This window comes from Lelliottia sp. WB101 (genome assembly GCF_003051885.1).
Lineage (GTDB): Bacteria > Pseudomonadota > Gammaproteobacteria > Enterobacterales > Enterobacteriaceae > Enterobacter > Enterobacter nimipressuralis.
This window is the reverse complement of the sequence record NZ_CP028520.1, coordinates 3,610,898-3,632,747: the sequence shown is the minus strand read 5'-3', so window position 1 is coordinate 3,632,747 and position 21,850 is coordinate 3,610,898. Positions and strand designations below refer to the sequence as shown.

Sequence of the window (21,850 nt, the reverse complement as noted above, 5' to 3'; positions counted from 1 at the left end):
CTATGGCGCTTACAAAAGCTGAAATGTCAGAATATCTGTTTGATAAGCTTGGGCTTAGCAAACGGGATGCCAAAGAGCTGGTAGAGCTATTTTTCGAAGAGATCCGTCGTGCTCTGGAAAATGGTGAGCAGGTTAAACTCTCCGGTTTTGGCAATTTTGATTTGCGAGACAAAAACCAACGTCCGGGTCGCAACCCGAAGACGGGGGAAGATATTCCCATTACAGCCCGCCGCGTGGTGACCTTCAGACCCGGCCAGAAGTTAAAAAGCCGTGTCGAAAACGCAACGCCCAAAGCAGAGTAATATGAACTAACCCAAAAAGGCCGCAATCGCGGCCTTTTTTCTTTGCGCGAAGGCATACCCACCGTAAAATCAACATCATCACTCACACGAAAACCGAACCCATGCTCGATTTTGCCCGTCAACAACACCGTTCCGATTTGCGCTGGCTGCTGGCACTGATGACAATTCTGCTCGCCATTTTTGCCGTGAGTCTGTGCGCCGGAGAACAGTGGATCGGGCCAGAACACTGGTTGAGCGATCAGGGCAAACTGTTTGTCTGGCAAATTCGCCTGCCGCGCACATTAGCCGTCGTGCTGGTCGGTGCGGCGCTGGCGCTGTGTGGCACCATCATGCAGGCCTTATTTGAAAACCCACTGGCGGAACCGGGGCTGCTCGGCGTCTCCAATGGCGCAGGCGTCGGCCTTATCGCCGCAACGATGCTGGGCAGTGGAAGTCTTTCTGGCTGGGGCGTGAGCCTTAGCGCCATCGCCGGTGCGCTGCTTATCACCGTGATTTTACTGCGTTTCGCCAGACGGCATTTATCCACCAGCCGTCTGCTGCTGGCCGGCGTCGCGCTGGGGATTATCTGCAGTGCTTTGATGACCTGGGCGGTCTATTTCTCCACCTCATTCGACCTGCGCCAGCTGATGTACTGGATGATGGGCGGTTTTGGCGGCGTGGACTGGCGGCAGGGCTGGCTGATGGCGCTACTGATGCCGGCGATCCTGTGGGCCGCTTTCCAGGCGAAATCGCTAAACATGCTGGCGCTGGGTGAGATCTCTGCCCGCCAGCTGGGCCTGTCGATCGGCCTGTGGCGCAATGTGCTGGTGATCGCTATCGGCTGGATGGTTGGCGTCAGCGTCGCGCTGGCCGGGGCCATTGGTTTCATCGGCCTGGTCATTCCCCATATGCTGCGCCTCGGTGGGATTACCGATCATCGTACTTTACTGCCTGCCGCCGCTATTGCAGGCGCGGCAACGCTGCTGATTGCCGATATTATTGCCCGTCTGGCCATGAGTGCCGCCGAGCTGCCGATCGGGGTCGTAACCGCAACACTGGGCGCGCCCGTATTTATCTGGCTACTATTAAAGGCGAGTCGCTGAACTCTTTGTAATAATTGAATATTATTCAATTTGGCATAACGCCGGGGGCACAGTGGGGGCAATCCGCTAAATTTTCCCGTTTAACATCTCTATCTGATCATCGTTCATACGCACGATCCATTTTGAATATACGGTGTAAACCATACGCGCATTTTTATGCCCCATCTGGCTGGCAATGAACGATGGATTTGCACCAGCTGATAGTAACCAGCAGGCATATGTATGCCGGGTGTGGTAGGGACTACGATACCTTACGCCTGATTTTCTCATGGCGCCCGGCCATGTCAGGTTTATCGTGCTCTGTGAATAATGTCTGCTCATTTCCCCTTCATCATGGTTGGGCACGAAGCAGAATCTCAGGCTTTGCTTTTCAATTTTCCCACGTTCGCGGTGGTAAAAGTCGATCTCTGCGGGCACCTTATTGCCAGTAAGTTCGAATTGCCTCGTTAACGCTTCCAGCGCCGGTTTTAACAGCTTTACGGTCCTCACCCCGGCGTTTGTCTTCGGTGGACCAAACTTCTTTGTGAGCGTCATTGTACGCTTAACATGGACCTCGCCATTTTTTAGATCGACATCCTCCCAAGCCAGACCGGTCAATTCACCATGACGTAGGCCGGTATAGACGGCAAACGACCAAAGGTTTAAATGCTGACCCTGCCAGTGCTTAGATAGCTCCTGAAATTCTTCTTTCAGCAATGGGTCTGGATCAAGTTCAGATGTCTTCAGACTCTTTATGTTCTCAAACGGCTTGTGCTGGATGTAATTACTCTGGTGAGCGAAGCTGAGCATTCTGCATAATTGCCCCATGAAGGCGTTAACAGTTCTGACGGTGCGTTGCCCATCGGATCTGGCCTTAAATTCCCCTTCAAGTAATTTCTTCCTGTACAACAACATATCGTTTAGCTGAATTTCTTCAAGAGAAGTGCTTTCTCCGATAATTTTCGTGAAGAGAGTACTGACCGAGCGAGTAATCATCATCGTTGCCGGGCTGATCTCCACCTCTTTCACTGCGTGATATGCATCGCACAGCTCTCCAAAGGTTAAGACGCTCTTTACGGGCGTCGAAAACTTCTTCAGTGCTTTGCTTTCCGGAAAGCGCTCTTCGTATTTGAATGTACCCAGCTGAATTTCAGCGCATATCAGCGCTCTAAGATTGCCGGCTTTCTTGATGTTGGAATTGTTCACCGCCCAACCCTGCAAAACTTCCCTGCAGCGAATATTCTTATACTTGAATGATATCCTCAGTTTACCGTTGTGGATTTCAACACCGGTAGGAAAGCCTGCCATTACGCGTCCTTAATGAAATGGTTTATTTTGGGGTAGTTGTACCAGGCAAGTCCTTTCTCGGACTCTGTTCTGCCATCGGCGGTAACGTATTTAAAATGGATGCCGTTGACCCATGATTTAAGACGGTAGCTCTTGATTTGCCCACTTGAGAGCCCAGTTCTTTCGGTGAGTTTTGCCTCAACAATCCACTCTTCGTTAAAAATTACCTGTGACATAGTTCACCTCAGGTAACCGGCATCAGTATAAAGATGCCGGTTAAAAATAATTGATATTCCGATATCAGGAGGCCTGACCGGGTAAGGAACGGAGCCGACGCATGCCCGTCATTGCTGTAGCCACATAGCTCGCCTTACGATTCACTACTTCAACCCAAACTTTCACACCCTCAACTCTTACGGTGTAGGTCTCTTTCATCTTGCTTCGCCCGTAGTCGCCGTAACGTTGCTGATGGGCGGTGAGCGCGATGTCACATGCCTGCCGAGCCAAAGGGGATTGCTTACTGCCTCGATTGATCAGTCGCATATAGTCTCCTTAAGGGGAGAGTTGTCCCTCCCAGTCTCGTTAAGCCACGTATTCCGGTTTCATATCCGCTAGGGTGATGCTGAACTGATCGTGCAGCTCATCTCCCAGGTGCCGCTTTGACGTTGCCAGCACGCGTTCGGCTTCCACGAACCGCTCGGCGGCATCCGGCTCATCGGGTTGGGGCAGGGAGTTGATCGCCGCCTCCACCTTGTTGCGAGCATCTACAAGGTAGTAACGCTTCACCGCTTTGTTTTTCAGTTCAGTGAACAGAGCTGAGCCTAGCGCCGCTTTAGCAGTTTCGATGTCTGCGCGTAGCGCTTTGGCGCTATCTACATCCTGAGCGGACTCAATGCGGTCGCGGAAATCGTCGGCCAGAGTGTCGATATTTGCGGATGACTCCTGGGCGTTCTGCGTGGTTGTAACATTGTCACCTTTGATATCAGACAGGCTCAGTTTCTGGGCAGGTGCCGGGTTGATTTCCCGTTCGGTATGTTGCTCGAGCTCATCTGGCGTATAAACACCGAGGATCACATGTGGGCAATACAACCGTGCCCAATATTTAACGCCGAGGTAGGCTATTTGTTGGTCTGGTTTTGAAACCCACAATGGCGAATTTCGGGTAACCACCTGAGACAGGTAAAGAGGTTTGTCCCACGTGATTTCACCTTCGCCACGAAGAATGGCTCCAACCTCAACGTACAGCCCTTCTTCGTCTTCATCAGACCAGTCGCGAACACGTTCGGTAACGGTGTACTTTCCATTCTTACCAGTTTTCTCACGCGACACTTCTTTGGTTCTGGTGCAACGTGTCCAGTCACCGCCGTAGCGATAATGGAAACGGCCATGAATGGCACTGGAACTGGTGATTACGGCATTAACAAGCTGCGCTTCGTAACCCAACTGGCCGTTAACCAGGTGAGTTTTTTGTGCCACCGCGTAAGGGTTCATACCCCACTGCATAGCTTGCATTACGATAGCCATACAATCAGCAGGCTTTCCTGCAAGGTGCGCCGGCACGGTGACGACAGATTGAGCCATCAAACCGGCGAAAGCCTGCAGCTGGCCCAAGGCCTGGACATTGAAAATTGAGTTACTGGCAGAGATAGTGTTCGGAGCCTGCTGCTCAGCAGTTACGATATTCATGTTTTCCATCATCATTCCCCTTATGCCTGAGAACGCAGCGCTTCAAGGCGACGCATGTCAAAGTCGTTCAGTTCGTCGGTGTAATCATTGGTAATCGGTGCTGGCCACTCGCCAGTATCGAAGCCAGTGGCGATGGCACGCATTGATTTACGGTACTCAAGCATGCCCAGCTCCAGCAGTTCTTCTGATGCCTCAATGATGGCGATCCAGTGGTAGTTCTCGTCTTTGTTGACGAATATCCAGAAGAATTGATCCAATGCCGCCGTTTCGCAGTACATGGCCGCGCTGAGGTGGTAATCACGTTCAATGATTTCTCGATGAAGTCGGGCGCGCAGGCTTTCCTGCTTAACATTCCACATGCTGATAGTTTTCAGGTCTGCGCCGATACGCACGCCGTCCAGGTCGATCTCGAGGTCAGGGCGCACACGTACTTCCAGACCGGTCTCCTCGTCAAAGCCGAAGTAGCTCACCTCAACGGCGCGGCTTGGGTGTTGGAGCAACATGCCAGCTGTTGGATGTGCCAGTAGTGCGGACTGAATGGCTTGGGCGGTTGCCAGCTGCTGGCGCGTCACCAGAATTTTGTCGCCAGGGTTGTCGCGCCACGCATCAAGCATTTCGTCAGCGAATACCGCATCCGGTTTCACAGATTTCACCGCCTGGATCATCTCCGCTTTGGTACCGGAAACTTTTAGTGGTGCCAGTTTCTGCGCTTCCTGTGCCACCAGGTCAGGGTTGATGATAGCCAGCTGCTCCAGCAGCGCGTCACGGCTGCCACTGGTTTTAACCGGCGCGGGCAGGGTGGCGTTGTACTCTTTGATGCATGCCTTCATTGCCGTAGCCGTCTGCTTCTGGTCTGCCTCGATACGTTGGAAGTCAGCTGGCAGCGCCATGTAGTTCTGTGCCGTTTCCTCCAGGCTTGCGCCCAGCGGCAGTTGTGCGGGTAGTGTGGCGTTATACTCTTCCAGTAGCGCTTTGATATCGTCTGTACCCAGCAGCGCTGGCAGACTGGCATTGTGTACGTCGATGAACTCGCGCAGTGTAGCGGTGGTGGTAAAAGCACCTTCAGGGATTTCCGGCTCCACACTGAACTCTTCAACGAGGTTTTCCGGTTGCAGGACCAGTGCATGGACCAGGTTACCCATATCCAGTACTTTGGACGGCGCGCGCTGGATAGTCTTGGCGACGTGGCGCGCATTGAAATACATCAGGCTCACACGGGCATCTTTAACCTGTGTGCTGCTGATCCCGTTCGCTGCGTGATAAACGTTGTTTGGTAAACCTTCATAACGACCCGGTTCGAAGTAGGCAGGGTATTCGACAGCTGGTTCGTCCCGCTGCACTTCCGGCTCATTTTGTGTCGCTTCTGGCACACTCTGGTGTGCAGAATCGATATTCTTGCTGGCAGAATCCGTTTTTTGGTTGCCATCCCCCGGTTCTTGGTTAGCGAGGCTAGGTGCGGCAGCGGCTAGTATCTCTGCCGGCGCTACGGTAACTGCTTGCGTATCATCTGCATCAACGCCTTCGCCTGGTTGTACCGGATCATTATTTTCGACTTTCTCTGGCTGAGCCGCTTCCATCTGCACATCGCTGGTGGTCTCCGTTGCGTTTTCCGTTTTTACGACTTCATTTGAGGAGGTATTGATGGCCGGGTCGTTATTTCCACCCATCAAGCCTTCGATGGAGAACATGCCGCTGCCGAGCTTCTCAACCTGTGGCTGTTGTGCTGCCGCTTCAGGTTCGGCTACTGGCGCAGGCAGCGTGAGTAACTCAACTGCGGAATTAAATTCAGTGGTCATCGTCTGGCAAACAAACTCGAGGTGCGCAGCTGGTGTCAGGTGGATATTTTCCGGCGCGATGCGCACCAGGTTGAAGATTGCAGTGCGGTTAACTCCCAGGACGCCCGGCTGATTACGCAGGATGTTGCTCCATGATTTCCACGGTTCTTCTTTCTTCGTAACGATCTCTTTGGCGCGGCGCAGGATGCTGCCCGGGATCTCAAAGTGGTTGAAGTCCATCGGCAGCAGGGCGCAGGCAATCTCAAGATCGAGGGTATCGAGTGTATGGTGTGCGCCTTCGCCGCGGTCGGTAACACAGCCGCCGTCAGCATTAGTTCCGGAATCAGTACGCTGCACGCTGCTGATACGATTACCGGCAGCCCATTCACGCGCCAGGATGCCGCGATCGATATACTCAGTTTTTATCCATATTTTCGTGAACTCAATAATCTGGTTAAGTTCATGACACTTGTCTTGTGGAAATACCATCTTGATCGCGGCAGTTAATTTCCAGAGGGTTGGCATGTCGAATGCCTTAATTTCTGGGCTATTCTCGGCAGCTAGCAGCATGTTCTGCACGTAGCTATTGTCCATGTCCAGTTCGAGAACCGAGAGCTCTTTGCGATGTGGGATACTGATGTGGTAGACGTGGCGATCTTCGGCACAAAACTGCGCGAGCAACTGAATACGAAAGGGCATTGTCGCCAATTGAAAATGCACGCTGTTGTCGTCTGCGTATTCGATCTTACGAGCACTATCTTCTTCGGACAAAAGTGCTGTTGTTAAATCACAATCAGAGTTGCTTTTAACAGTGTAATTCTGGTGAATGTTATCCTTCGACTCTGCTACGGGTTTTCGTTGCCACGTGCGCAGATCATCAGCCAATTCGTAGCGTTTGCACCAGGTGTAATCCACTGTGCTTTCTTCAGGCAGGTCGTTATAGACCGAAAAATAGGTGCGAACAGGTTTGGCGTAATCTCTACCGCGGCCGGTTTCAATACCGGCATCTTCCAGCTCAACATCGAGCTGCAGGTTAGCACGGGCTTCTGATTTAGCAGTGAACCAAATCACTGCATCTTCTTTGCCGGATTTCTGCGTAGCCTTAACTACATAGAAAAATTCCATGTGAGATCCTCTTTTTTGGATGTAAGATCCCGGGCCAGAGATAGCGCCCATTGGGTGAACTTTGGTTTTGTGTAGTTTTCCGGTGTAACTTTGGTCGGTGTCACCGGACGTGAATCCCGCCTTGCGCGGGTTTTCGTTATGCTTCGTGGGCCATCTGGTCGAACGAAGCGCAACGTTCAGAACAGTATTCTTTTTCCTTGCGCGCCAGCTGTGTGCCGTTGCGATAGAGAAGGGTACTTTTGACTACTTCCTCCGGTTCAACCGGCTTGCTGCAGTAGCCGCATTTCATTGAGTTACACATCTGGATTCCCCTTTTGCGCCAGCAGGTAGCAGATGCGGCGAAGAATCACCTCGATAATATTCAGTTTCACGGCTTGCTGCCGTCCCGGTTTGCGTGCGAAATCAATCATATTTCACTCCTTATGTATGCCTGTCTTTTCACCACTTCAGGCTCAGTGGTAAGCTGGTAGTTCTCACACAGCCAGCAAAGGAAAAATCATGGCTTTCAACGTTTTTCAGGATAAAAGAAATCAAGAATCTGTCGCTTACGATTTGGCTCTCGCACTTGCAGCGAAAGATCCTGCAATAACTTCACCTGAAGCTCTGATCAAACGTGTCTCAGAATTGCTTCCGGATTGCCGTAGTGCAGCAGAGGCTCAATACAATTCTGAACGACCTGAACCTTTTGATATCCCTATAAAATGGTAATTGACGCAAGGGCGGCTTCAAGAGCTGCCTTTTTCATTTTTTCCGCAAGCCAATAATCTTTCTCAATAACGTCATCAAACGACTTGTTTAAAGCTGTTAGTGCTGCGTCTGCAGCTTGTATCACTTTGCTATTACTAGTTAGCAATGGCGCTTCAACACTATTTAAATTCTTTTCAGCGGTCATCTCACCCTCGTTTGCCTTATCGCCGGCCAGCGGAACGTTTACACCTGATGCGCGTTGTTTTCCGCGATGAAAGGATAATAGCAATACGTATTATCCATATCAATACTCATTGATATCTATCAATTGCAATTAGTATTAGTAGATTGATAACTAAAGGAATTTATTTTTAGGTATGTGCGTATTGCGCTCAAAAAAACGACAAATGGCGTATTGCTATGGGGTCACGTATGGATCTGGAGCGGGAATATCACGCAGCGTTTATCGCTGGCGAGATAGGCGGAGCGGTTGCCGGCCTGAAAGCTGGCGGGGTAGTGTTAAGCCGTGAAGCTATTGCCAACCGACTGAAAGCAAAGCGAAAAACTTGGCAATATAATTAACAAGGAATTGCTGCGGGATGCGGAGGAATTATTGAGAAAGGGACAGTAAAAAACCGGCTCGGTGGCCGGTTGATACAGAGTGGAAGATAAATAATACTGGTAATTTAGTGAATTATGCTATTAATTTCATTGGTATTTTATTTTTGTAAAACTGCAACATAAATATTCTGATGACATTTTGTCTATGATTGATTAGCTATTTGTTTGAATTCACTGCATTTGTTTATTGTATTGTTATTTTTTTTTAGTTGTTGATCCATACAGCCTATCATCATATAGTAAACATACGTTTCCCTCCTCCATAAGGGAATCATTCCGCCTCCATACGGGATTTATTACATAGCCCTGAAAGAATATTTATCCTTCAGGGCTTTTGTTTATACTACTTTCTTTATATCGCCGTTAATTATCAAATCATACGCCAAGAATAATTTTCTATAGTCTGTTTTAAGATTGTCATTTTCGCAGTTTTTGAATTGTATAAAAGCCTCGCTTTTAACATATTTATCTATTTCTTCTCGGTTAAAGTTTTTAATGTTTTTAACTATAACTAGCAATTCTTTTTGTTTGCTAAAAGCTGAGGTTTTGACTTCTTTTATGCTGGTGAAATTTTTTGCGGTATTTACTTTGTCCAGTATCACTGAATTAATTATGTTGTCTAGCTTGCCATGTCTTTCAATTCTTTGGTTTAGTCTTGCTAAAAGTTTTTGCTTTAGATTTAGGTCTTTAAAATTGCAGGAAGCTATGATTTTGGAAAACGGAATTCTCAATGTATTTGTTGAATCGATAATGAATTCTACTGCAAGCCTGTTTGATATTTCATTTTTTTCGAACAAATAATCCTCTAAGTAATTAAGCTCTTTTATCTGAGTGAAAACATATTTTTTATCACCAAGAGCAACTACAAGGTTTTTACCTTGTTTAACACTTTCCTCTAACTTATCTAAGTCAGACGGGGTTACGAGCAAAGTATCGAGGTTTCCCTTTTCACCTTCATTAACTATCAGGGTCTTGATTGCTCTCTGATAGCGTAAAACGTCATAAGGGGACAGGCCTTCATTAACAGAACTTATTTCATCATAAATTTCTTTATAATTGTCCGTTTCTACAGATGTATAGGTAACCTGAAGTTGCTGATCAGTGACTTGTTTTGTTATAGCATTTTTTTCATTTTGCTTGTGTTGAAGTAGTATTATACGTTCAGCAGATTTTCTCCCATCTTCTTTTGGTAGTTGTGATGAGAAGTCCGATAATAGCTTCTTAACATTCCTGTCTGTTAATGAATACCCAATAAATAATATCGGGTTTTTTATCATGTTGGAAAGTATTTTTGCACTAATTAAAATAGCCTTGCTATCATACTTTTCGTAGTCTTCGGTACTAATTATTATTGATGACGGGTCTTTGATGTCACCATGGATTTTATAAAGCTCGCTCCAGCCAATAGTATCTTCGAAGAAACCATTATTCCCAATGTATAGTTTTGGTGATATACCTTGTTCTAACAATAATTGTTCTATAAAAGCATCATAATTAGTGGTGATAATCATTTTTGCTTTTTTTAGTAGAAGCTTAAATGAGTTTAATTCATCGATGTCAACATCATGCTTTAATGTTGGGTTTGAAAATCTTTGGCAAATTGAAAACTTAAATGGAGATATGTTTTCATTAAATACTCGTTTTGCATCTAAACCTTCAAGCTTGATGACATTTGAAGTGAATAGTCTATTAAAGTCAGCTTCTATTCTGCTTGCAGCTTCTGTGTATATCTTATGGTCTAGATCAGAAGCGTCATTAATGGATGCTTTATGTATTTCTTTTATGGACAATAAATAATTGTAAAAATCTATCTCTGGGTTAGTCTTTTGCCAGTACTCACAAAGTAATTCCTCCCACGTAGGATAGCTTTGCAAATATCTTTTTGATATACCGGAGCCTATGAACACTATAGGATAATTTTTGAACTCAAAGTTTCGATTTGGCATATCAAAATCCTTCTGTAATTTTATGCTGTGTGTGCTTTAATTTTAAATATTAGCTACAAACAATCGGCAACATTAATCGTTCCTATTATAATTTATCCATGCTTTCTGTACGTCTGCGGCATGCTGCCGATCACCTTTCCAAAGATGAAGATTTTGTTCATCTCTTCCTTCTCAATCGGCTCCCATGGTCGATAGGTAGGATTATCCGATATAACCAAGAGTTTATCTTTCATCTTCTGCAGGCGCTTAACATGCGACGTATCGTCGTAGATGAAGGCGTAAATGCCGTCCCCATCAAACTGCTGAATGCTGATATCGATGAAAAGCAGATCGCCAGGCTCAATCGTGCCGGACATACTGTCGCCGCGAATGTTGATGATGCGGACCTGTTCCTGCTTGCGACCGTTAAACATCTGGCGAGCATCTTCAACGGAGTATTCCACAGAGCGCAGTACCTTCACGAACTCACTATTAATGATTCCTGGACCAGCGCTGACTGTTAGGTCGAGTACGTCAACCCTGAAGATATTTGGATCTGTTTTAACAGGAGCAATAAAACTCGGTTGTTGGCCGTCAGCTCTCATAGGACCTATGCCCGTAGACAACCACTCTGTTCGAACCCCAAGTGCATTCGCTATTTCTACAATCTTGGTCGACCCTCGCGCATTGCCGCTAGTTAGTCTCCAGATAGTTGGCTGGGCGACACCCGACGCCTTCGCAAGAGCGCCTTGAGACATTCCCGAATGTTCCATTGCCTGATTCAGGCGTTCAGCAAGAGTTTCTTTTTTCATAGTTTTTAATTTATACGCTTGCGTATTGATGGTCAAAACACGTTTTGCTATTGCCTTGGGCAATACGCATTGCTATTATCGCCTTGCTCAATACTTTTAGGAATCGAAAATGACCAATAAAATCATCCAACACGCCATCGACATCGCTGGCAGCCAAAAGAAACTCGCAAATCTCTGTGGAGTTGCTCAGCCAACGGTCTGGCGATGGCTGCATGGCGGCGGCATTGATGCGCGATACGTTATGAAAATCGTGTCAGCAACCAACGGGAAGGTTAAACCCGCGGATATTCGTCCAGACCTTGCCATGTTGCTTAGTTCAAACAGCAGCCAATTCTAATCACGAATGGGAAAGCAGCATGCAATCACTTACGTTCCACCAGAATACAACCTTTGACGCTAAGCCACTGATAAAGCGCTATCAGCCAGCGCAAGGCGTATCGCCTGAAAAGGTTCGTGAGGCAGTGCGCGCTTGGGCAGCTGCAGCGGGCCAAGATGTCGTGTCAGCCTATATAGTTGAGGAGTGGAGACGGCAAGGGGGAGATAGTATCGAATTTCCAGAAGATCTTAGTCGCGCCCGTCAGAAGTTGTTCAGATTCTTAGACAACCGCTTCGACTCCGAACAGTACCGCGAAAATGTAATCCAGCTGACGCCAGCAATCATAGCCGTGCTGCCGATGGAATATCGAACGCATCTAATTGGTGCCGGTTGCAAGTTGTCTCGATTGGCAAAAGCCGAGAAAGAAATCGCTGAAGCAAAACAGGCAATTATCCTGGACGCTCCGGAGCATCAGAAGCTGAAAGAGGTTAGCGAAGGTATCGCGTCGCTATTCCGTCTTATGCCTGAGCAAATAGGGCCATTGATGGCAATGGTTACTTCAATGCTGGGGTTATGTGACGGCTTCTAAAATGGCGAAAGCCGGTCTGCGCGAACAGAACCGACTTTCAGGTGCAAAAACTAAGCGTGATTGCGGAGTCGAGTATGTCAAACACAGCTGAAATTATCAATTTCCCCCACAGAACCGAACAACCGGGAGGTCGTATGGCCGACCTGTCGAACGGGTATACCAAGATCGCCAATGAGATCCAGAAGCTTAAGCCTCGTCTGAGAATGTCAGGACGGGAGTGGCAGTGTTTTGAGGCGGTGATCTGGCTTACCTACGGCTGGAACAAGAAACAAGACCGCGTGACAAACACGGTGATAGCTGAGCTCACTGATCTGAGTGATTCGCACGTTTCAGATGCTCTGAAATCACTTGCGGCGCGCAAAATTATCTTCAGCCAAAAGCAGGGCGTGATGAAAATTGTCGGTATAAATACTGACCTTTCTGCCTGGATTTTGGACAAACCGAAAACGGGAAAAGTCTTCCCGAAAACGGGAAAAATGTTACCGGAATCGGGAAAAACCTTCCCTGAAACGGTAGACACCCAAGACTATAACAAGAACAGTATTAAAAGATCTTCGTCTCGGAATTCTGAAGAATCCCGAAACCAGAAAACTCAAGAGTTTCTCTCTCGCCACCCTGAAGCTGCCCATGGGATATACACGCCGGCAGGTAAATCATGGGGTTCTGGTGACGACCTCAAGGCTGCAAGATGGATTTACGATAGGCTGCTCACCGTCAATGCGTCGCTATCTGAGCCAAACTGGGCTGAATGGGCAAACACCATCAGGCTGATGCGTGTCCAGGATAATCGTACTCACTACGAAATCTGTGACCTGTTCCAGTGGGCAAACAGGGATGAATTCTGGAAGGACAACATCTTGAGTCCTTCGAGTCTGCGTAAGCAGTGGGATCAACTCACCACCAAACGGCTGCGCGCAATCGGAACGTCAAGCCCATCCAAGTGCGCTGTTGACCTGCATAACACCGACTGGATTTACGGGGTGCTGGAATGAAAAACCTTGCCGAGGGTATTCGCAATTTTGACCGGGAACAGGCCCGCCGCGTAGCGCATAACCTGCCTGAGCAATACACCGAACGCGATCAAACGCAGCAGGTGGCGCAGATTATCAACGGGCTTTTCGTACAGCTGACGGCCGCGTTCCCGGCAAGCCTGGTTAATCGCAGCCAGGAAGACGTGAACGAAATTCGCAGGCAGTGGGTGCTGGCTTTCAAAGAAAACGGGATCACGACAATGGAACAGGTTGAAGCCGGCATGCGTGTAGCTCGCAGCCAGGAGCGGCCATTTCTGCCGTCGCCAGGCCAGTTCATCAAGTGGTGCAGGGAAGGGCGTTGCGTACTGGGGATCACCAGCGCTGATGTGATGACTGAATACTGGAAGTGGCGCAAGTTGGTGTTCCGGTACCCGAGCAGCGAGCAGTATCCGTGGCCAAAGCCCGTTTTTTACCATATTTGCCTTGAGCTGCGTCGCCGGGGCACCGATGGCCAGTTGAGTCATAAAGAACTCGAGCGTGAGGCTGGAGATATTCTGGATAAGTGGGAAAATCGGGTACTGGCTGGGAAACCGATTCCGCCTGTACGCCGTGCACTAGCAGCACCAGTGGCTCCAAAGGGACCAACACCTGCACAGATATTGTTCGCATCGTACAAAAGAAATGAAGACGGTGGATTAAAGTGAGATGAAATACAAAATAATTTGGTCATTTAACATACAGATGTTTGATGGGAAAATGCTTATGCTAGTTCGTCTACTGAAGAGTTGAGTCTTGCTTTGGTCGGAAAGTATACATAAGTCATTATATCAACTGTAGCGCTTATATTGATAGATTCAAAAATGAATCCTTATAAAATATTTATAAATCAATTGGTTATTGTGTTTTCTGTGCGTCAGAATCAGACGGTATTTCAATATGAACAGGGTTACTGCTTTCAGCAAGTTGTTCTGGATAGGCATTTACCCCATAGCTTATGGAAAACGAGGTTAGCAACGTTTTATGAGGTTGATTATACCCTTACATAAGCTCAGGTGAATTCCAGGTGTGCGATAAAAATGCTTTTTTGCAGTGCTTTTGGGGCTTTCAGGGCCTTTCATCTGAATTCAAAATTGCACTGATTAGTGAAACCAATTCTGTTTTATTTGGTGTATTTTTTTTACGGTGTTATGATGTGGTTATAGAACTTAACGAGTGAGGTTATTATGTTACAAAAATTTGAAGTTTCAGGATTTAGAGGATTTGAAAATAATTTTGTACTTGATTTGATACAAAAAAGAAATTACGAGTTTAATGGGGAGGCCATTGATAATGGAGTTGTTAAAACAAGTATTATCTATGGTAAAAATGGAGCAGGGAAAAGCAATCTTACGCATGCTATATTTGATCTAATTTCACATTTAAGTGAAGAGTCAAAACTGCCTTCCTTTTTTGCAAGGAATTATATTAATGCGAAAAATAAAAAAGGTTATGCATCCTTTAAGTATCACTTTAAATTTGGTGATAATCAAGTAACTTATTTTTATGATAAAAGAACAGCTAGAAGCATCCTCAGGGAAGGACTTGATATAAACGGTGTAAATTATATTTTGTTAGATAGAGAGGCTGATAAGTTAGCAAAAATAAAACTTCCTGGCACTGAGAGTTTGAATAATGACTTTTCAACCGTGGACGATAACGTATCTGTTATTTCGTATGTAAATAACAACTCAATTCTTTTGGAAGATAGAGTCACAGATGCATTCAAGGATTTTATTTTTTACGTAAAAGGAATGTTATTCTTTAGATCTCTTTTGGAAGGAAATTCTTTCATCGGTCTTGAATCGGGAGGGAAAAGTATTTGCCAAGATATTCTTGAGCACAATAACATTCAAGAGTTTGAGAATTTTCTAAATGCTAATGGTGTTGAGTGTAAGTTAAAAGAGATAGATACAACAAACGGTAAAAACATTGGTTTTGATTTTGGTGACGTAACTATTCCGTTTGCAGAAATAGCTTCTACAGGAACTAAATCTCTCGGGCTTTTCTTTTTCTGGATGCAACGAATGGAACAAGTATCACTGATCTGCATAGATGAATTTGATGCGTTCTATCATCATGAATTATCCCAGAATTTAGTAACCATCTTAAGGGATATGAGTGCACAGGTTATTTTAACAACACATAATACAAACATTATGAGTAACGATATATTAAGGCCTGACTGCTACTTTGTTATGGACAACAAAAGTGTTTCTCCACTAAACGACTTAACAGATAAAGAAATTCGAGTAGCACATAATTTAGAAAAAATTTATAAAGCCGGCGGCTTCAATAAAAAAAATGGTGATTGATGATGCCAGAAAATATTCTTTTTGTTTTTGAAGGTGAGAAAACGGAGCATATAATCACCCGTGACTTCGCAACTCATTTTATTAACAATGAAAGTAAAACTGTTGTTAAAGTTTCCTTTTGTGGTGAAATTTATCAGTTATATAAGAAAATGGCAGAGGATGATTTTGGTATAGAATTTGTTGACGTTTTCCCGTTATTGCAAGAACGTGATGAGGATTTAAGAAGATATAGGAGAGATGACTTTTCGCAAATCTATTTGTTCTTTGATTACGATCCGCACGCTACAAATGCTAGTAATGAAAAAATAGGTGAACTGCTTGAAGTATTTTCTCAGGAAACAGATAAAGGAAAGTTGTTCGTTAGTTATCCAATGGTGGAGTCAATTCGATGTTTCAATGGGGTTGAAGAGGACTTTATGAAACTGTTTATAGACCTTAATGATGTTCCAAATTTTAAACGGATTGTTAATGATTATGCACATAAGAAATATAACAATGTACCCCAGTGGGGGATTGAAATTTGGAATGAAGTTATAAATCTTCATTGCAAAAGAGCCAATTTAATAGTGAATCAAAGCAATGTTTTTCCTGATTGTGAAATACCGCAAGATCTGATTTTAAACAAACAAGTTGAGTATGAAGCTTCTGCGAAAAATGTCATAGTCATTAGCGCGTTCCCATTAATGCTGTTATCTCACTACGGTCAAAACACTGCGGAAATTCTGGCGCAGGCGTAGCAATATGTGTTATTTTTAATTGTAATATTTATTTTTAAAACAATGACATGCCATATAAAAAGTTATTGATCTGTGCTGATTAGACACGTTTCAAAACCTCGGGCGGGCTTACCGCAGTAAAAAGCACTTAGAGACAAACAGGTGGTCCGCTACGGCAAAACGGGACCACCATTTTTGCTAAATCAGGGGCACAAGAGAATGATCCGTAGATGTGTTAAGAAAAATGATGCTACAAAGCAATACTTTGCTCAATAGTTCTCTTTTTTTTAAGCCCTATTCCCCCATATATGATGCTGACGGCGCTAACGCCCGCGAGGGTAAATCCCCTCCAAGTGCTAAAAGCGAAGTATGAACGGATGAACGCTAGCGGGAAAGCTTGAGACATGTCACCCAAAAAACGCATCGGGAACGTAATCAGATCATCGTCCGTATTATCTAACTGGTGAGTGAGCCGAGGCGCATTCCAACGAGTGAGGTCATTGGCATATTCGGCATGCTTCGCGGCCCTGGTGAGAAATGCATTCGGACTGTGATACAGCGCGGTCAGTTTATCTGCCAGGGACGTTACGACGTATTTCTCGATTAGCGCGCAATTATAGACTTCGACATGGAACGTTCCACATACCGGAGAGTATTAGAATGAGTGAAGCATGAAAACTTATCAAGATAAAGGTGGTGGCTCTCGGAATATTTACAGCAATGCTGAGGTTAATGTCTTTTATGATGTGGCAAAATCCTGTGTGATACATCAAACTGATATTTGCGTTATGAAACTAATTGCCATAGGGGTATATGCCTGTGCTCTTTATTTTATTCTTGGAGCAGCCCAATGACAATCGGTAAACAGGCGTTGTGTGGACGCGCACGCGAATAGATGCCGGGACGTTAATCCAACTGAATGTAGCAGTGCTGCAGATGAGTAGGGGATTGCCATTGTCAGCAAACCCAAACAGCGGCGTAGGCGCTGCTGCTCTTCACACTCCGAAAACTATTTACCGAATGGGGGATTTTCTTGGTGGCTTTTTAAGTCAAAATACAATTCTATGTATTTGTAAAGTTGATGTGGCCAGGCGGCGGCTATATCCATTGACTCCTTTGCAGGCATGTCAGTTGACAACGCAAGAAAGATCCTCACAACAATGAAACCAATGACATAAAGTATTGCAAGCGCTTTTAACATACATTCATCAAGTAATCTGGCTCCGATGTTGGGAAGAGGGTAATCACCAGGAGGGTATTAAGGATGCATAGAGCTAAAACTGATGCATTCGCAGTAAAATCCCCCGCTTGTGGTTCGTCCTGATGCATCCCGCTACTTCTTCTGCGATTTTTCTGGGTCGTTGTCAGGTATTGAAGCTGTATAACTTTCAAATGCAACATAATCACTATTTTTATCGTATATATTTCTTCTAAGCATTTTTATCTCATTTTCTAAATTGGAAATCACATTTTCATTGTCTTTTAATTTCTTTTCAAGAATATGAGAATCATTTTTGTATTTTTCTACATCTTGTTTAAGATAAGAGTTTTGGTCCTCAACTTCAGAAGAAAGCTGAAGCAGTCTTTTATAATCTGATTCAGATTTACTAGATTTTTCCTTTAGGACTGTATTGATTTCTTGAATTTCATGATTTTTACGCTGTAACTCTATTGATTCGGCAGAAGATCTGTCAGCATTTTCTTTGGTATTATTTAGTAATCGATGAACATCAGTCAATTCGGATTTAAGTGTTTCTCTTTCAGCATCAATTTCACCCATGCGTTTTTTCGAAGCGAGGTTTTCCTCCCGCATGGATTGAATTTCCTTCTCTGCACCAGCGACATGTCTATCGTAAGTTACGTCTCGTTTGGCACGATATTTTTCAACACTGATATCTGCCACAAGAGCCCGTTTCCTGCGCATTGCAAGAAGTACGGCTGTCCTTGAAATTGGTTTGGATTGCAAGAATGTGATTTTTTCATTAATGATAGGCAAAAGATAAGCCAAACCTGCTGAAACGAGTAGCGGCCATAGAAACTCAAACGGGTAGATAGCATTGATGAATCCAATACGATTTTCCATCTTCAGTTCGCTGAATATCAACACAGCTACTGGTTGCCAATTGAACGCAAGCCAGGAAAGCACAAATACGCCATAGAACGGGCTTTTGATTCTGTCTGAAGATGTTTTAATGACCGAAAAATAGACGTCTTTTATTGTGTCCCACATACCTAGCATCCATTGGAAAAATCTTAAAATGAATCATACTAAATTGTTGAGAGTTTCCAAAGAAAACCTGCTGAACATGAGCAGATCGTCTGTTTTTCACTAATTAATTCATGAGGGTATGTATGAAGGCACTATACAAGGTCATTTACACAACCAATCACAAGAAGCATGAATTTGAGACAGTTATTGAAAGGGGAGATCAAATTCCTGATGCTGAGTTAGTCAAAGCCCTGTACCCGAAGTTCGTCGAGTTTATCGAGTCACTGGGTGATGATGGTTCTTTTGGTACAAGAGGTGGCATATGCAGTCTTGATTTTGAGTATTTAGGTCCTCCCTGATTTGTCTCGAGTACAAGCCGTCATTTTTCCCCTGTTAGTGGGTTGCACCACAGAAGTAAGATGATAAAACAACTTATGGTCGTGCAATTCATTAGCAAGGACGAAAGAGAAAACCTGAAAGCAGAAAAATGGTTGGACGATCTATTTTTGTTGGGTTTGGTTTCATGCTGATCTTTGCCGGAAGACGAGGGCGTATTCAATCTCTCACCCGGAACTCAGTTCCTTCGCCACCTTGTCTACCGCATAACGCAACCCTCTGATATCATAATTTCAGCGGACTGAACACCCGCTAACCTGATGCGCCTCGGAGAATCACATGGCGCTCGAAATACAACTTATTAAGCACCACACAGGTATTCTGATCCCGGCCACACCCGAGACCAGCAATATTCTGCAATCAAAAATCCGTCTCGGCGATGTTCTTGTTGCTGAGTTCAAACGGGTCCGTAACCCGGCATTCCACCGGCGCTTCTTTGCGCTTCTCAATCTCGGTTTTGAATACTGGGAACCAACCGGCGGCGCCATATCAAGTAACGAGCGAAGGCTCATTACTGGTTATGCCAAATTCCTCGCATCCTATGCCGGGAATGAAAGCGTGCTGATCGATGCTGCTGAGCTGTACCTTGAGCAGGTCGCCAATCGCCGCGTTTTAAATGGCATCAGCCTCTGCAAATCGTTCGACGCTTATCGTTCTTGGGTGATCGTCGAGGCAGGGCACTTCGACGCTATACAGCTTCCGGACGGCACGCTCCGAAAACACCCCCGCAGTATCTCTTTCGCCAACATGGACGAACTCGAATTCCAGCAGCTTTACAAGGCTGCGCTGGACGTTCTCTGGCGCTGGATTCTGTCTCGTTCATTCCGCAACCGGGACGAGGCCGAGAATGTCGCCGCGCAGCTGCTTGGCTTCGCGGGGTGATGGGGATGAAACATACCTGGTTCCACCATACCGACTGCAGCACCGAACAGGCCGACGAATTGCTGCGGCGATATAAAGCGCGGGGCGTGCGTGTTGAGCGCAGCCTTAACCCGGATTTTGTCACCTGGACCGTCAGTGCGTACCTGCCAACATCAAACACCCCAGCGCGCCCTGATAGCCGCTGGCGCAACCGGATGTGGGGGTAAGAGTGAATACATACCGAATCACATTACCCTGGCCGCCGAGCAACAACCGCTATTACCGGCATAACCGCGGGCGCACTCATATCAGCGCTGACGGCGTAGCCTATCGGAACTCCGTGGCCATACTCATTCGCAAAAGTCAGCTGAATATCCGCACGGCCGCGCAGCTCAAACTCCGCATCGAATGCCATATGCCCGATCGCCGGCGCCGCGATTTGGATAACCTGCAGAAGGCGGCATTTGACGCGCTCACCAGAGCTGGCTTCTGGCTTGATGATTGCCAGGTTGTCGATTATCACGTTGTGAAAATGCCGATCGTCAAAGGCGGAAAGCTCGAACTGACTATTACAGAACTGGAGGCCCCATGAGTCCAGAGCTGGTCGAAATATTCCGCATACGTTGGCAGCGTCTCCGCGTTTATCAGCGCCCCGGTTCGGTGCTGGTGGACTACCGCATCCTTCGTAACTTTATTCGCATATACCAGATGGCAGGAGCTGCAGTATGAATCTCGAAAACACTGTGAAGTATCACTTCGCAAAATCTACGCTGATTGACGACTCTCCGCGCGCAACTGCCTCAGATTCTTTGACCGGCACGGATATCATGGCTGCCATGGGTATGACCCAAGAACGGGCCGCATTGGGCTACAGTGCCTTCCTGGGGAAGATGGGCATCAGCAACAACGATCGGGCGAGGGCGATCGAGCTGCTGGCCCAGTATGCACTGACCAAATGCGATAGCGTAGCGGCCCTGCGCAAACTGGACGCCGGAGTTAAACCGCGGGTGATGCGCCAGCTGGCCACCTTCGCTTTTGAGGACTATTCTCGCAGCGCCGCCAGCGTGAAGCAGTGCGAATGCTGCGCTGGGCAGGGGTTCATTGAGGCTGACGTGTTTACGATGAAATCGCACTACACCATGAAACTCCCTCAGTGGGCAAAAGACCTCAAGCAGTCTCCGAGTGATTTTGAAGTTAAACGCCAGGTGAAAGAGGTTGCGCGTTTTATCTGTTCAGCCTGCAATGGGAAAAAGGTGATCAGCTGCGCTTGCGGCGATTGCCGGGGCCGCGGTAAAGCGGTTAACAAGGTTCTCACTGATAAACAGGGCGTGCCGGTTCTGGCCGATTGCAAACGCTGCAGTGGGCGCGGCTATGAGCGAATCCCTTCGACTGAGGCGTATGCAGCTGTTTGCCAGATAACTGATGCCATCACGCTAGATACCTGGAAGAAGTCCGTTAAGCCATTCTACGATCAGCTAATCAACAAGTTCGATGTCGAAGAGACATGGGCAGAGGAGCAACTTAAGCAGATAACAAAATAGGGCGTTATTTTATCGTGAGCTATTTACTTTTCCCGAATCTGTGGTAATTTTGCTCTAAAGATGGGTTATTGCCTTCGTTTAAAGCCCTGCGGTTAACACCGTGGGGCTTTTTTATGTTTTTCCAGAGCACACTTCTGTATCTGTGTGATTCTTCCGTAATTATCTTTTAACCAAAATCGCTTTACCATCTACATGTGATTCGATTTTATATTGTCTTAATTTTTTAATGGCCGATATGGACCCTGCTCCAGTCGCAATCGCAATTGCTGCCGTGGTTGCTGGTAATCCAATGCTGGCTACTGCAGCCGGTGCAGCAATCATTGATAATGCGGAGCTAGTTCCTCCCGTCGCGGGTGTCATAGCAAATGCTGCATACGCGATGCTAATCGCGCCAATAGCAATAGCCCATGTAACTGCGCCGCTGGCGACGATTTTTACAGTACCCTTCGTTATATCACCAGTGACTTCTATTTTGTTTGAACCACAGGCTATTGCGTTTGCAAGGTCTTTGTAAGTAGAGACTGTCTGCATAAAAATTTCCCAGAGTAAATGTTCATATCATTATCGGTAGAACAATCCCTCAGCTTTAGCCATATCGACTAATCATCTTAAAACTTTC

Annotated in this window: 27 protein-coding genes and 3 pseudogenes; 18 read left to right on the top strand and 12 right to left on the bottom strand. The window is 46.2% G+C overall.

Going from position 1 to position 21,850, the window contains the following annotated elements; genetic code table 11:
- Positions 1 to 2 precede the first annotated feature (2 nt).
- A complete protein-coding gene (ihfA, locus tag DAI21_RS17570; protein ID WP_003857805.1) occupies positions 3 to 302 on the top strand; it encodes an integration host factor subunit alpha in 300 nt (99 codons plus the stop codon).
- A 101-nt stretch (positions 303 to 403) separates the two neighbouring features.
- Complete coding sequence (gene btuC, locus DAI21_RS17565) at positions 404 to 1,384, top strand: vitamin B12 ABC transporter permease BtuC (protein WP_107703788.1); 981 nt, start codon at positions 404 to 406, stop codon at positions 1,382 to 1,384.
- A 66-nt stretch (positions 1,385 to 1,450) separates the two neighbouring features.
- On the opposite strand, the gene DAI21_RS17560 is transcribed toward btuC, so the two are convergent.
- The 7 genes and pseudogenes from DAI21_RS17560 to DAI21_RS23315 all read right to left on the bottom strand — a co-directional run.
- Positions 1,451 to 2,671 carry a site-specific integrase gene (locus DAI21_RS17560; RefSeq protein ID WP_107703787.1) on the bottom strand — a complete coding sequence of 407 codons (1,221 nt, stop codon included), beginning with the start codon at positions 2,669 to 2,671 and terminating at the stop codon, positions 1,451 to 1,453.
- A complete protein-coding gene (xisR, locus tag DAI21_RS17555; protein WP_103947548.1) occupies positions 2,671 to 2,886 on the bottom strand; it encodes an excisionase family protein in 216 nt (71 codons plus the stop codon). The genes DAI21_RS17560 and xisR overlap by 1 nt, the downstream gene beginning before the upstream one ends.
- A 64-nt stretch (positions 2,887 to 2,950) precedes the next feature.
- Entirely contained in the window at positions 2,951 to 3,193 is a 243-nt protein-coding gene (locus DAI21_RS17550; protein ID WP_107703786.1) for a DUF4060 family protein, read from the bottom strand.
- 39 nt (positions 3,194 to 3,232) lie between these two features.
- A pseudogene (locus DAI21_RS17545) lies at positions 3,233 to 4,397 on the bottom strand (RecT family recombinase).
- A complete protein-coding gene (locus DAI21_RS17540; protein ID WP_107703785.1) occupies positions 4,357 to 7,236 on the bottom strand; it encodes a RecE family exodeoxyribonuclease in 2,880 nt (959 codons plus the stop codon). The pseudogene DAI21_RS17545 and the gene DAI21_RS17540 overlap by 41 nt, the downstream one beginning before the upstream one ends.
- A gap of 136 nt (positions 7,237 to 7,372) precedes the next feature.
- The gene (locus DAI21_RS23320; RefSeq protein ID WP_165790664.1) at positions 7,373 to 7,537 is read right to left on the bottom strand and encodes a YdaE family protein; all 165 of its coding nucleotides are present in this window, start codon (positions 7,535 to 7,537) and stop codon (positions 7,373 to 7,375) included.
- Positions 7,530 to 7,646, bottom strand: a pseudogene (locus DAI21_RS23315) (hypothetical protein); the annotation flags it as partial. The gene DAI21_RS23320 and the pseudogene DAI21_RS23315, both read right to left, overlap by 8 nt.
- Before the next feature lie 88 nt (positions 7,647 to 7,734).
- Between DAI21_RS23315 and DAI21_RS17535 the strand changes: the two are divergent.
- On the top strand, positions 7,735 to 7,944 hold the full coding sequence (locus DAI21_RS17535) for a hypothetical protein (RefSeq protein WP_107703784.1): 210 nt from the start codon (positions 7,735 to 7,737) through the stop codon (positions 7,942 to 7,944).
- Here the strand turns inward: DAI21_RS17535 and DAI21_RS17530 are convergent.
- Positions 7,931 to 8,128, bottom strand: coding sequence for a hypothetical protein (locus DAI21_RS17530; protein ID WP_107703783.1), 198 nt, complete (start codon positions 8,126 to 8,128; stop codon positions 7,931 to 7,933). The two genes, DAI21_RS17535 and DAI21_RS17530, sit on opposite strands and share 14 nt — an antisense overlap.
- A gap of 215 nt (positions 8,129 to 8,343) precedes the next feature.
- Here DAI21_RS17530 and DAI21_RS17525 point away from each other — a divergent pair.
- A pseudogene (locus DAI21_RS17525) lies at positions 8,344 to 8,554 on the top strand (hypothetical protein).
- Positions 8,555 to 8,882: 328 nt separating this feature from the next.
- Here DAI21_RS17525 and DAI21_RS17520 read toward each other — a convergent pair.
- Positions 8,883 to 10,490, bottom strand: a complete 1,608-nt coding sequence (locus DAI21_RS17520) for an SIR2 family protein (RefSeq protein WP_107703782.1) — start codon at positions 10,488 to 10,490, stop codon at positions 8,883 to 8,885.
- A 92-nt stretch (positions 10,491 to 10,582) separates the two neighbouring features.
- On the bottom strand, positions 10,583 to 11,281 hold the full coding sequence (locus DAI21_RS17515) for a helix-turn-helix transcriptional regulator (RefSeq protein ID WP_107704284.1): 699 nt from the start codon (positions 11,279 to 11,281) through the stop codon (positions 10,583 to 10,585).
- Between the two features lie 109 nt (positions 11,282 to 11,390).
- Here DAI21_RS17515 and DAI21_RS17510 point away from each other — a divergent pair, with 109 nt between their 5' ends.
- From DAI21_RS17510 to DAI21_RS22990, 8 genes are all read left to right on the top strand, one after another.
- On the top strand, positions 11,391 to 11,618 hold the full coding sequence (locus tag DAI21_RS17510; RefSeq protein WP_107703781.1) for a helix-turn-helix domain-containing protein: 228 nt from the start codon (positions 11,391 to 11,393) through the stop codon (positions 11,616 to 11,618).
- Positions 11,619 to 11,637: 19 nt separating this feature from the next.
- Positions 11,638 to 12,186, top strand: coding sequence for a toxin YdaT family protein (locus DAI21_RS17505; RefSeq protein ID WP_107703780.1), 549 nt, complete (start codon positions 11,638 to 11,640; stop codon positions 12,184 to 12,186).
- Positions 12,187 to 12,260: 74 nt separating this feature from the next.
- A complete protein-coding gene (locus DAI21_RS17500; RefSeq protein ID WP_199908230.1) occupies positions 12,261 to 13,178 on the top strand; it encodes a replication protein in 918 nt (305 codons plus the stop codon).
- Positions 13,175 to 13,861 carry a replication protein P gene (locus tag DAI21_RS17495; RefSeq protein WP_107703778.1) on the top strand — a complete coding sequence of 229 codons (687 nt, stop codon included), beginning with the start codon at positions 13,175 to 13,177 and terminating at the stop codon, positions 13,859 to 13,861. Before DAI21_RS17500 ends, DAI21_RS17495 begins: the two co-directional genes overlap by 4 nt.
- 519 nt (positions 13,862 to 14,380) lie before the next feature.
- Positions 14,381 to 15,508: an ATP/GTP-binding protein gene (locus DAI21_RS17490; RefSeq protein WP_107703777.1), complete on the top strand. Its 1,128-nt coding sequence runs from the start codon at positions 14,381 to 14,383 to the stop codon at positions 15,506 to 15,508.
- Positions 15,508 to 16,245 (top strand): hypothetical protein, encoded by a 738-nt coding sequence (locus DAI21_RS17485; protein WP_159075431.1) that lies wholly within the window; start codon positions 15,508 to 15,510, stop codon positions 16,243 to 16,245. Before DAI21_RS17490 ends, DAI21_RS17485 begins: the two co-directional genes overlap by 1 nt.
- 442 nt (positions 16,246 to 16,687) lie before the next feature.
- Positions 16,688 to 16,831 carry a DUF977 family protein gene (locus tag DAI21_RS23520; protein WP_159075430.1) on the top strand — a complete coding sequence of 48 codons (144 nt, stop codon included), beginning with the start codon at positions 16,688 to 16,690 and terminating at the stop codon, positions 16,829 to 16,831.
- Between the two features lie 64 nt (positions 16,832 to 16,895).
- Positions 16,896 to 17,078, top strand: coding sequence for a hypothetical protein (locus tag DAI21_RS22990; RefSeq protein ID WP_159075429.1), 183 nt, complete (start codon positions 16,896 to 16,898; stop codon positions 17,076 to 17,078).
- A gap of 479 nt (positions 17,079 to 17,557) precedes the next feature.
- On the opposite strand, the gene DAI21_RS17470 is transcribed toward DAI21_RS22990, so the two are convergent.
- Positions 17,558 to 18,307 carry a hypothetical protein gene (locus DAI21_RS17470; protein ID WP_159075428.1) on the bottom strand — a complete coding sequence of 250 codons (750 nt, stop codon included), beginning with the start codon at positions 18,305 to 18,307 and terminating at the stop codon, positions 17,558 to 17,560.
- Positions 18,308 to 18,576: 269 nt separating this feature from the next.
- On the opposite strand from DAI21_RS17470, the gene DAI21_RS17465 reads away from it, so the two are divergent.
- The 6 genes from DAI21_RS17465 (at position 18,577) to DAI21_RS17440 (ending at position 21,231) form a co-directional block, all read left to right on the top strand.
- Positions 18,577 to 18,792, top strand: coding sequence for a hypothetical protein (locus DAI21_RS17465; RefSeq protein ID WP_107703772.1), 216 nt, complete (start codon positions 18,577 to 18,579; stop codon positions 18,790 to 18,792).
- A gap of 316 nt (positions 18,793 to 19,108) precedes the next feature.
- Complete coding sequence (locus DAI21_RS17460; protein WP_107703771.1) at positions 19,109 to 19,711, top strand: DUF1367 family protein; 603 nt, start codon at positions 19,109 to 19,111, stop codon at positions 19,709 to 19,711.
- Positions 19,711 to 19,917 (top strand): hypothetical protein, encoded by a 207-nt coding sequence (locus DAI21_RS17455; protein ID WP_107703770.1) that lies wholly within the window; start codon positions 19,711 to 19,713, stop codon positions 19,915 to 19,917. Before DAI21_RS17460 ends, DAI21_RS17455 begins: the two co-directional genes overlap by 1 nt.
- 2 nt (positions 19,918 to 19,919) lie before the next feature.
- A complete protein-coding gene (gene rusA, locus DAI21_RS17450) occupies positions 19,920 to 20,282 on the top strand; it encodes a crossover junction endodeoxyribonuclease RusA (protein ID WP_107703769.1) in 363 nt (120 codons plus the stop codon).
- The gene (locus DAI21_RS17445) at positions 20,279 to 20,419 is read left to right on the top strand and encodes a YlcG family protein (protein WP_107703768.1); all 141 of its coding nucleotides are present in this window, start codon (positions 20,279 to 20,281) and stop codon (positions 20,417 to 20,419) included. Before rusA ends, DAI21_RS17445 begins: the two co-directional genes overlap by 4 nt.
- Entirely contained in the window at positions 20,416 to 21,231 is an 816-nt protein-coding gene (locus tag DAI21_RS17440) for an antitermination protein (protein ID WP_107703767.1), read from the top strand. The genes DAI21_RS17445 and DAI21_RS17440 overlap by 4 nt, the downstream gene beginning before the upstream one ends.
- A gap of 159 nt (positions 21,232 to 21,390) precedes the next feature.
- On the opposite strand, the gene DAI21_RS17435 is transcribed toward DAI21_RS17440, so the two are convergent.
- Positions 21,391 to 21,762, bottom strand: coding sequence for a hypothetical protein (locus tag DAI21_RS17435; RefSeq protein WP_103948523.1), 372 nt, complete (start codon positions 21,760 to 21,762; stop codon positions 21,391 to 21,393).
- Between the last annotated feature and the right edge of the window lie 88 nt (positions 21,763 to 21,850).

Bases quoted from the DNA above. Each gene is read 5' to 3' on its own strand.
- ihfA (WP_003857805.1), top strand. From the start codon at position 3: ATGGCGCTTACAAAAGCTGAAATGTCAGAATATCTGTTTGATAAGCTT.
- btuC (WP_107703788.1), top strand. From the start codon at position 404: ATGCTCGATTTTGCCCGTCAACAACACCGTTCCGATTTGCGCTGGCTG.
- DAI21_RS17560 (WP_107703787.1), bottom strand. From the start codon at position 2,671: ATGGCAGGCTTTCCTACCGGTGTTGAAATCCACAACGGTAAACTGAGG.
- xisR (WP_103947548.1), bottom strand. From the start codon at position 2,886: ATGTCACAGGTAATTTTTAACGAAGAGTGGATTGTTGAGGCAAAACTC.
- DAI21_RS17550 (WP_107703786.1), bottom strand. From the start codon at position 3,193: ATGCGACTGATCAATCGAGGCAGTAAGCAATCCCCTTTGGCTCGGCAG.
- DAI21_RS17540 (WP_107703785.1), bottom strand. From the start codon at position 7,236: ATGGAATTTTTCTATGTAGTTAAGGCTACGCAGAAATCCGGCAAAGAA.
- DAI21_RS23320 (WP_165790664.1), bottom strand. From the start codon at position 7,537: ATGTGTAACTCAATGAAATGCGGCTACTGCAGCAAGCCGGTTGAACCG.
- DAI21_RS17535 (WP_107703784.1), top strand. From the start codon at position 7,735: ATGGCTTTCAACGTTTTTCAGGATAAAAGAAATCAAGAATCTGTCGCT.
- DAI21_RS17530 (WP_107703783.1), bottom strand. From the start codon at position 8,128: ATGACCGCTGAAAAGAATTTAAATAGTGTTGAAGCGCCATTGCTAACT.
- DAI21_RS17520 (WP_107703782.1), bottom strand. From the start codon at position 10,490: ATGCCAAATCGAAACTTTGAGTTCAAAAATTATCCTATAGTGTTCATA.
- DAI21_RS17515 (WP_107704284.1), bottom strand. From the start codon at position 11,281: ATGAAAAAAGAAACTCTTGCTGAACGCCTGAATCAGGCAATGGAACAT.
- DAI21_RS17510 (WP_107703781.1), top strand. From the start codon at position 11,391: ATGACCAATAAAATCATCCAACACGCCATCGACATCGCTGGCAGCCAA.
- DAI21_RS17505 (WP_107703780.1), top strand. From the start codon at position 11,638: ATGCAATCACTTACGTTCCACCAGAATACAACCTTTGACGCTAAGCCA.
- DAI21_RS17500 (WP_199908230.1), top strand. From the start codon at position 12,261: ATGTCAAACACAGCTGAAATTATCAATTTCCCCCACAGAACCGAACAA.
- DAI21_RS17495 (WP_107703778.1), top strand. From the start codon at position 13,175: ATGAAAAACCTTGCCGAGGGTATTCGCAATTTTGACCGGGAACAGGCC.
- DAI21_RS17490 (WP_107703777.1), top strand. From the start codon at position 14,381: ATGTTACAAAAATTTGAAGTTTCAGGATTTAGAGGATTTGAAAATAAT.
- DAI21_RS17485 (WP_159075431.1), top strand. From the start codon at position 15,508: ATGATGCCAGAAAATATTCTTTTTGTTTTTGAAGGTGAGAAAACGGAG.
- DAI21_RS22990 (WP_159075429.1), top strand. From the start codon at position 16,896: ATGAAAACTTATCAAGATAAAGGTGGTGGCTCTCGGAATATTTACAGC.
- DAI21_RS17470 (WP_159075428.1), bottom strand. From the start codon at position 18,307: ATGGAAAATCGTATTGGATTCATCAATGCTATCTACCCGTTTGAGTTT.
- DAI21_RS17465 (WP_107703772.1), top strand. From the start codon at position 18,577: ATGAAGGCACTATACAAGGTCATTTACACAACCAATCACAAGAAGCAT.
- DAI21_RS17460 (WP_107703771.1), top strand. From the start codon at position 19,109: ATGGCGCTCGAAATACAACTTATTAAGCACCACACAGGTATTCTGATC.
- DAI21_RS17455 (WP_107703770.1), top strand. From the start codon at position 19,711: ATGGGGATGAAACATACCTGGTTCCACCATACCGACTGCAGCACCGAA.
- DAI21_RS17445 (WP_107703768.1), top strand. From the start codon at position 20,279: ATGAGTCCAGAGCTGGTCGAAATATTCCGCATACGTTGGCAGCGTCTC.
- DAI21_RS17440 (WP_107703767.1), top strand. From the start codon at position 20,416: ATGAATCTCGAAAACACTGTGAAGTATCACTTCGCAAAATCTACGCTG.
- DAI21_RS17435 (WP_103948523.1), bottom strand. From the start codon at position 21,762: ATGCAGACAGTCTCTACTTACAAAGACCTTGCAAACGCAATAGCCTGT.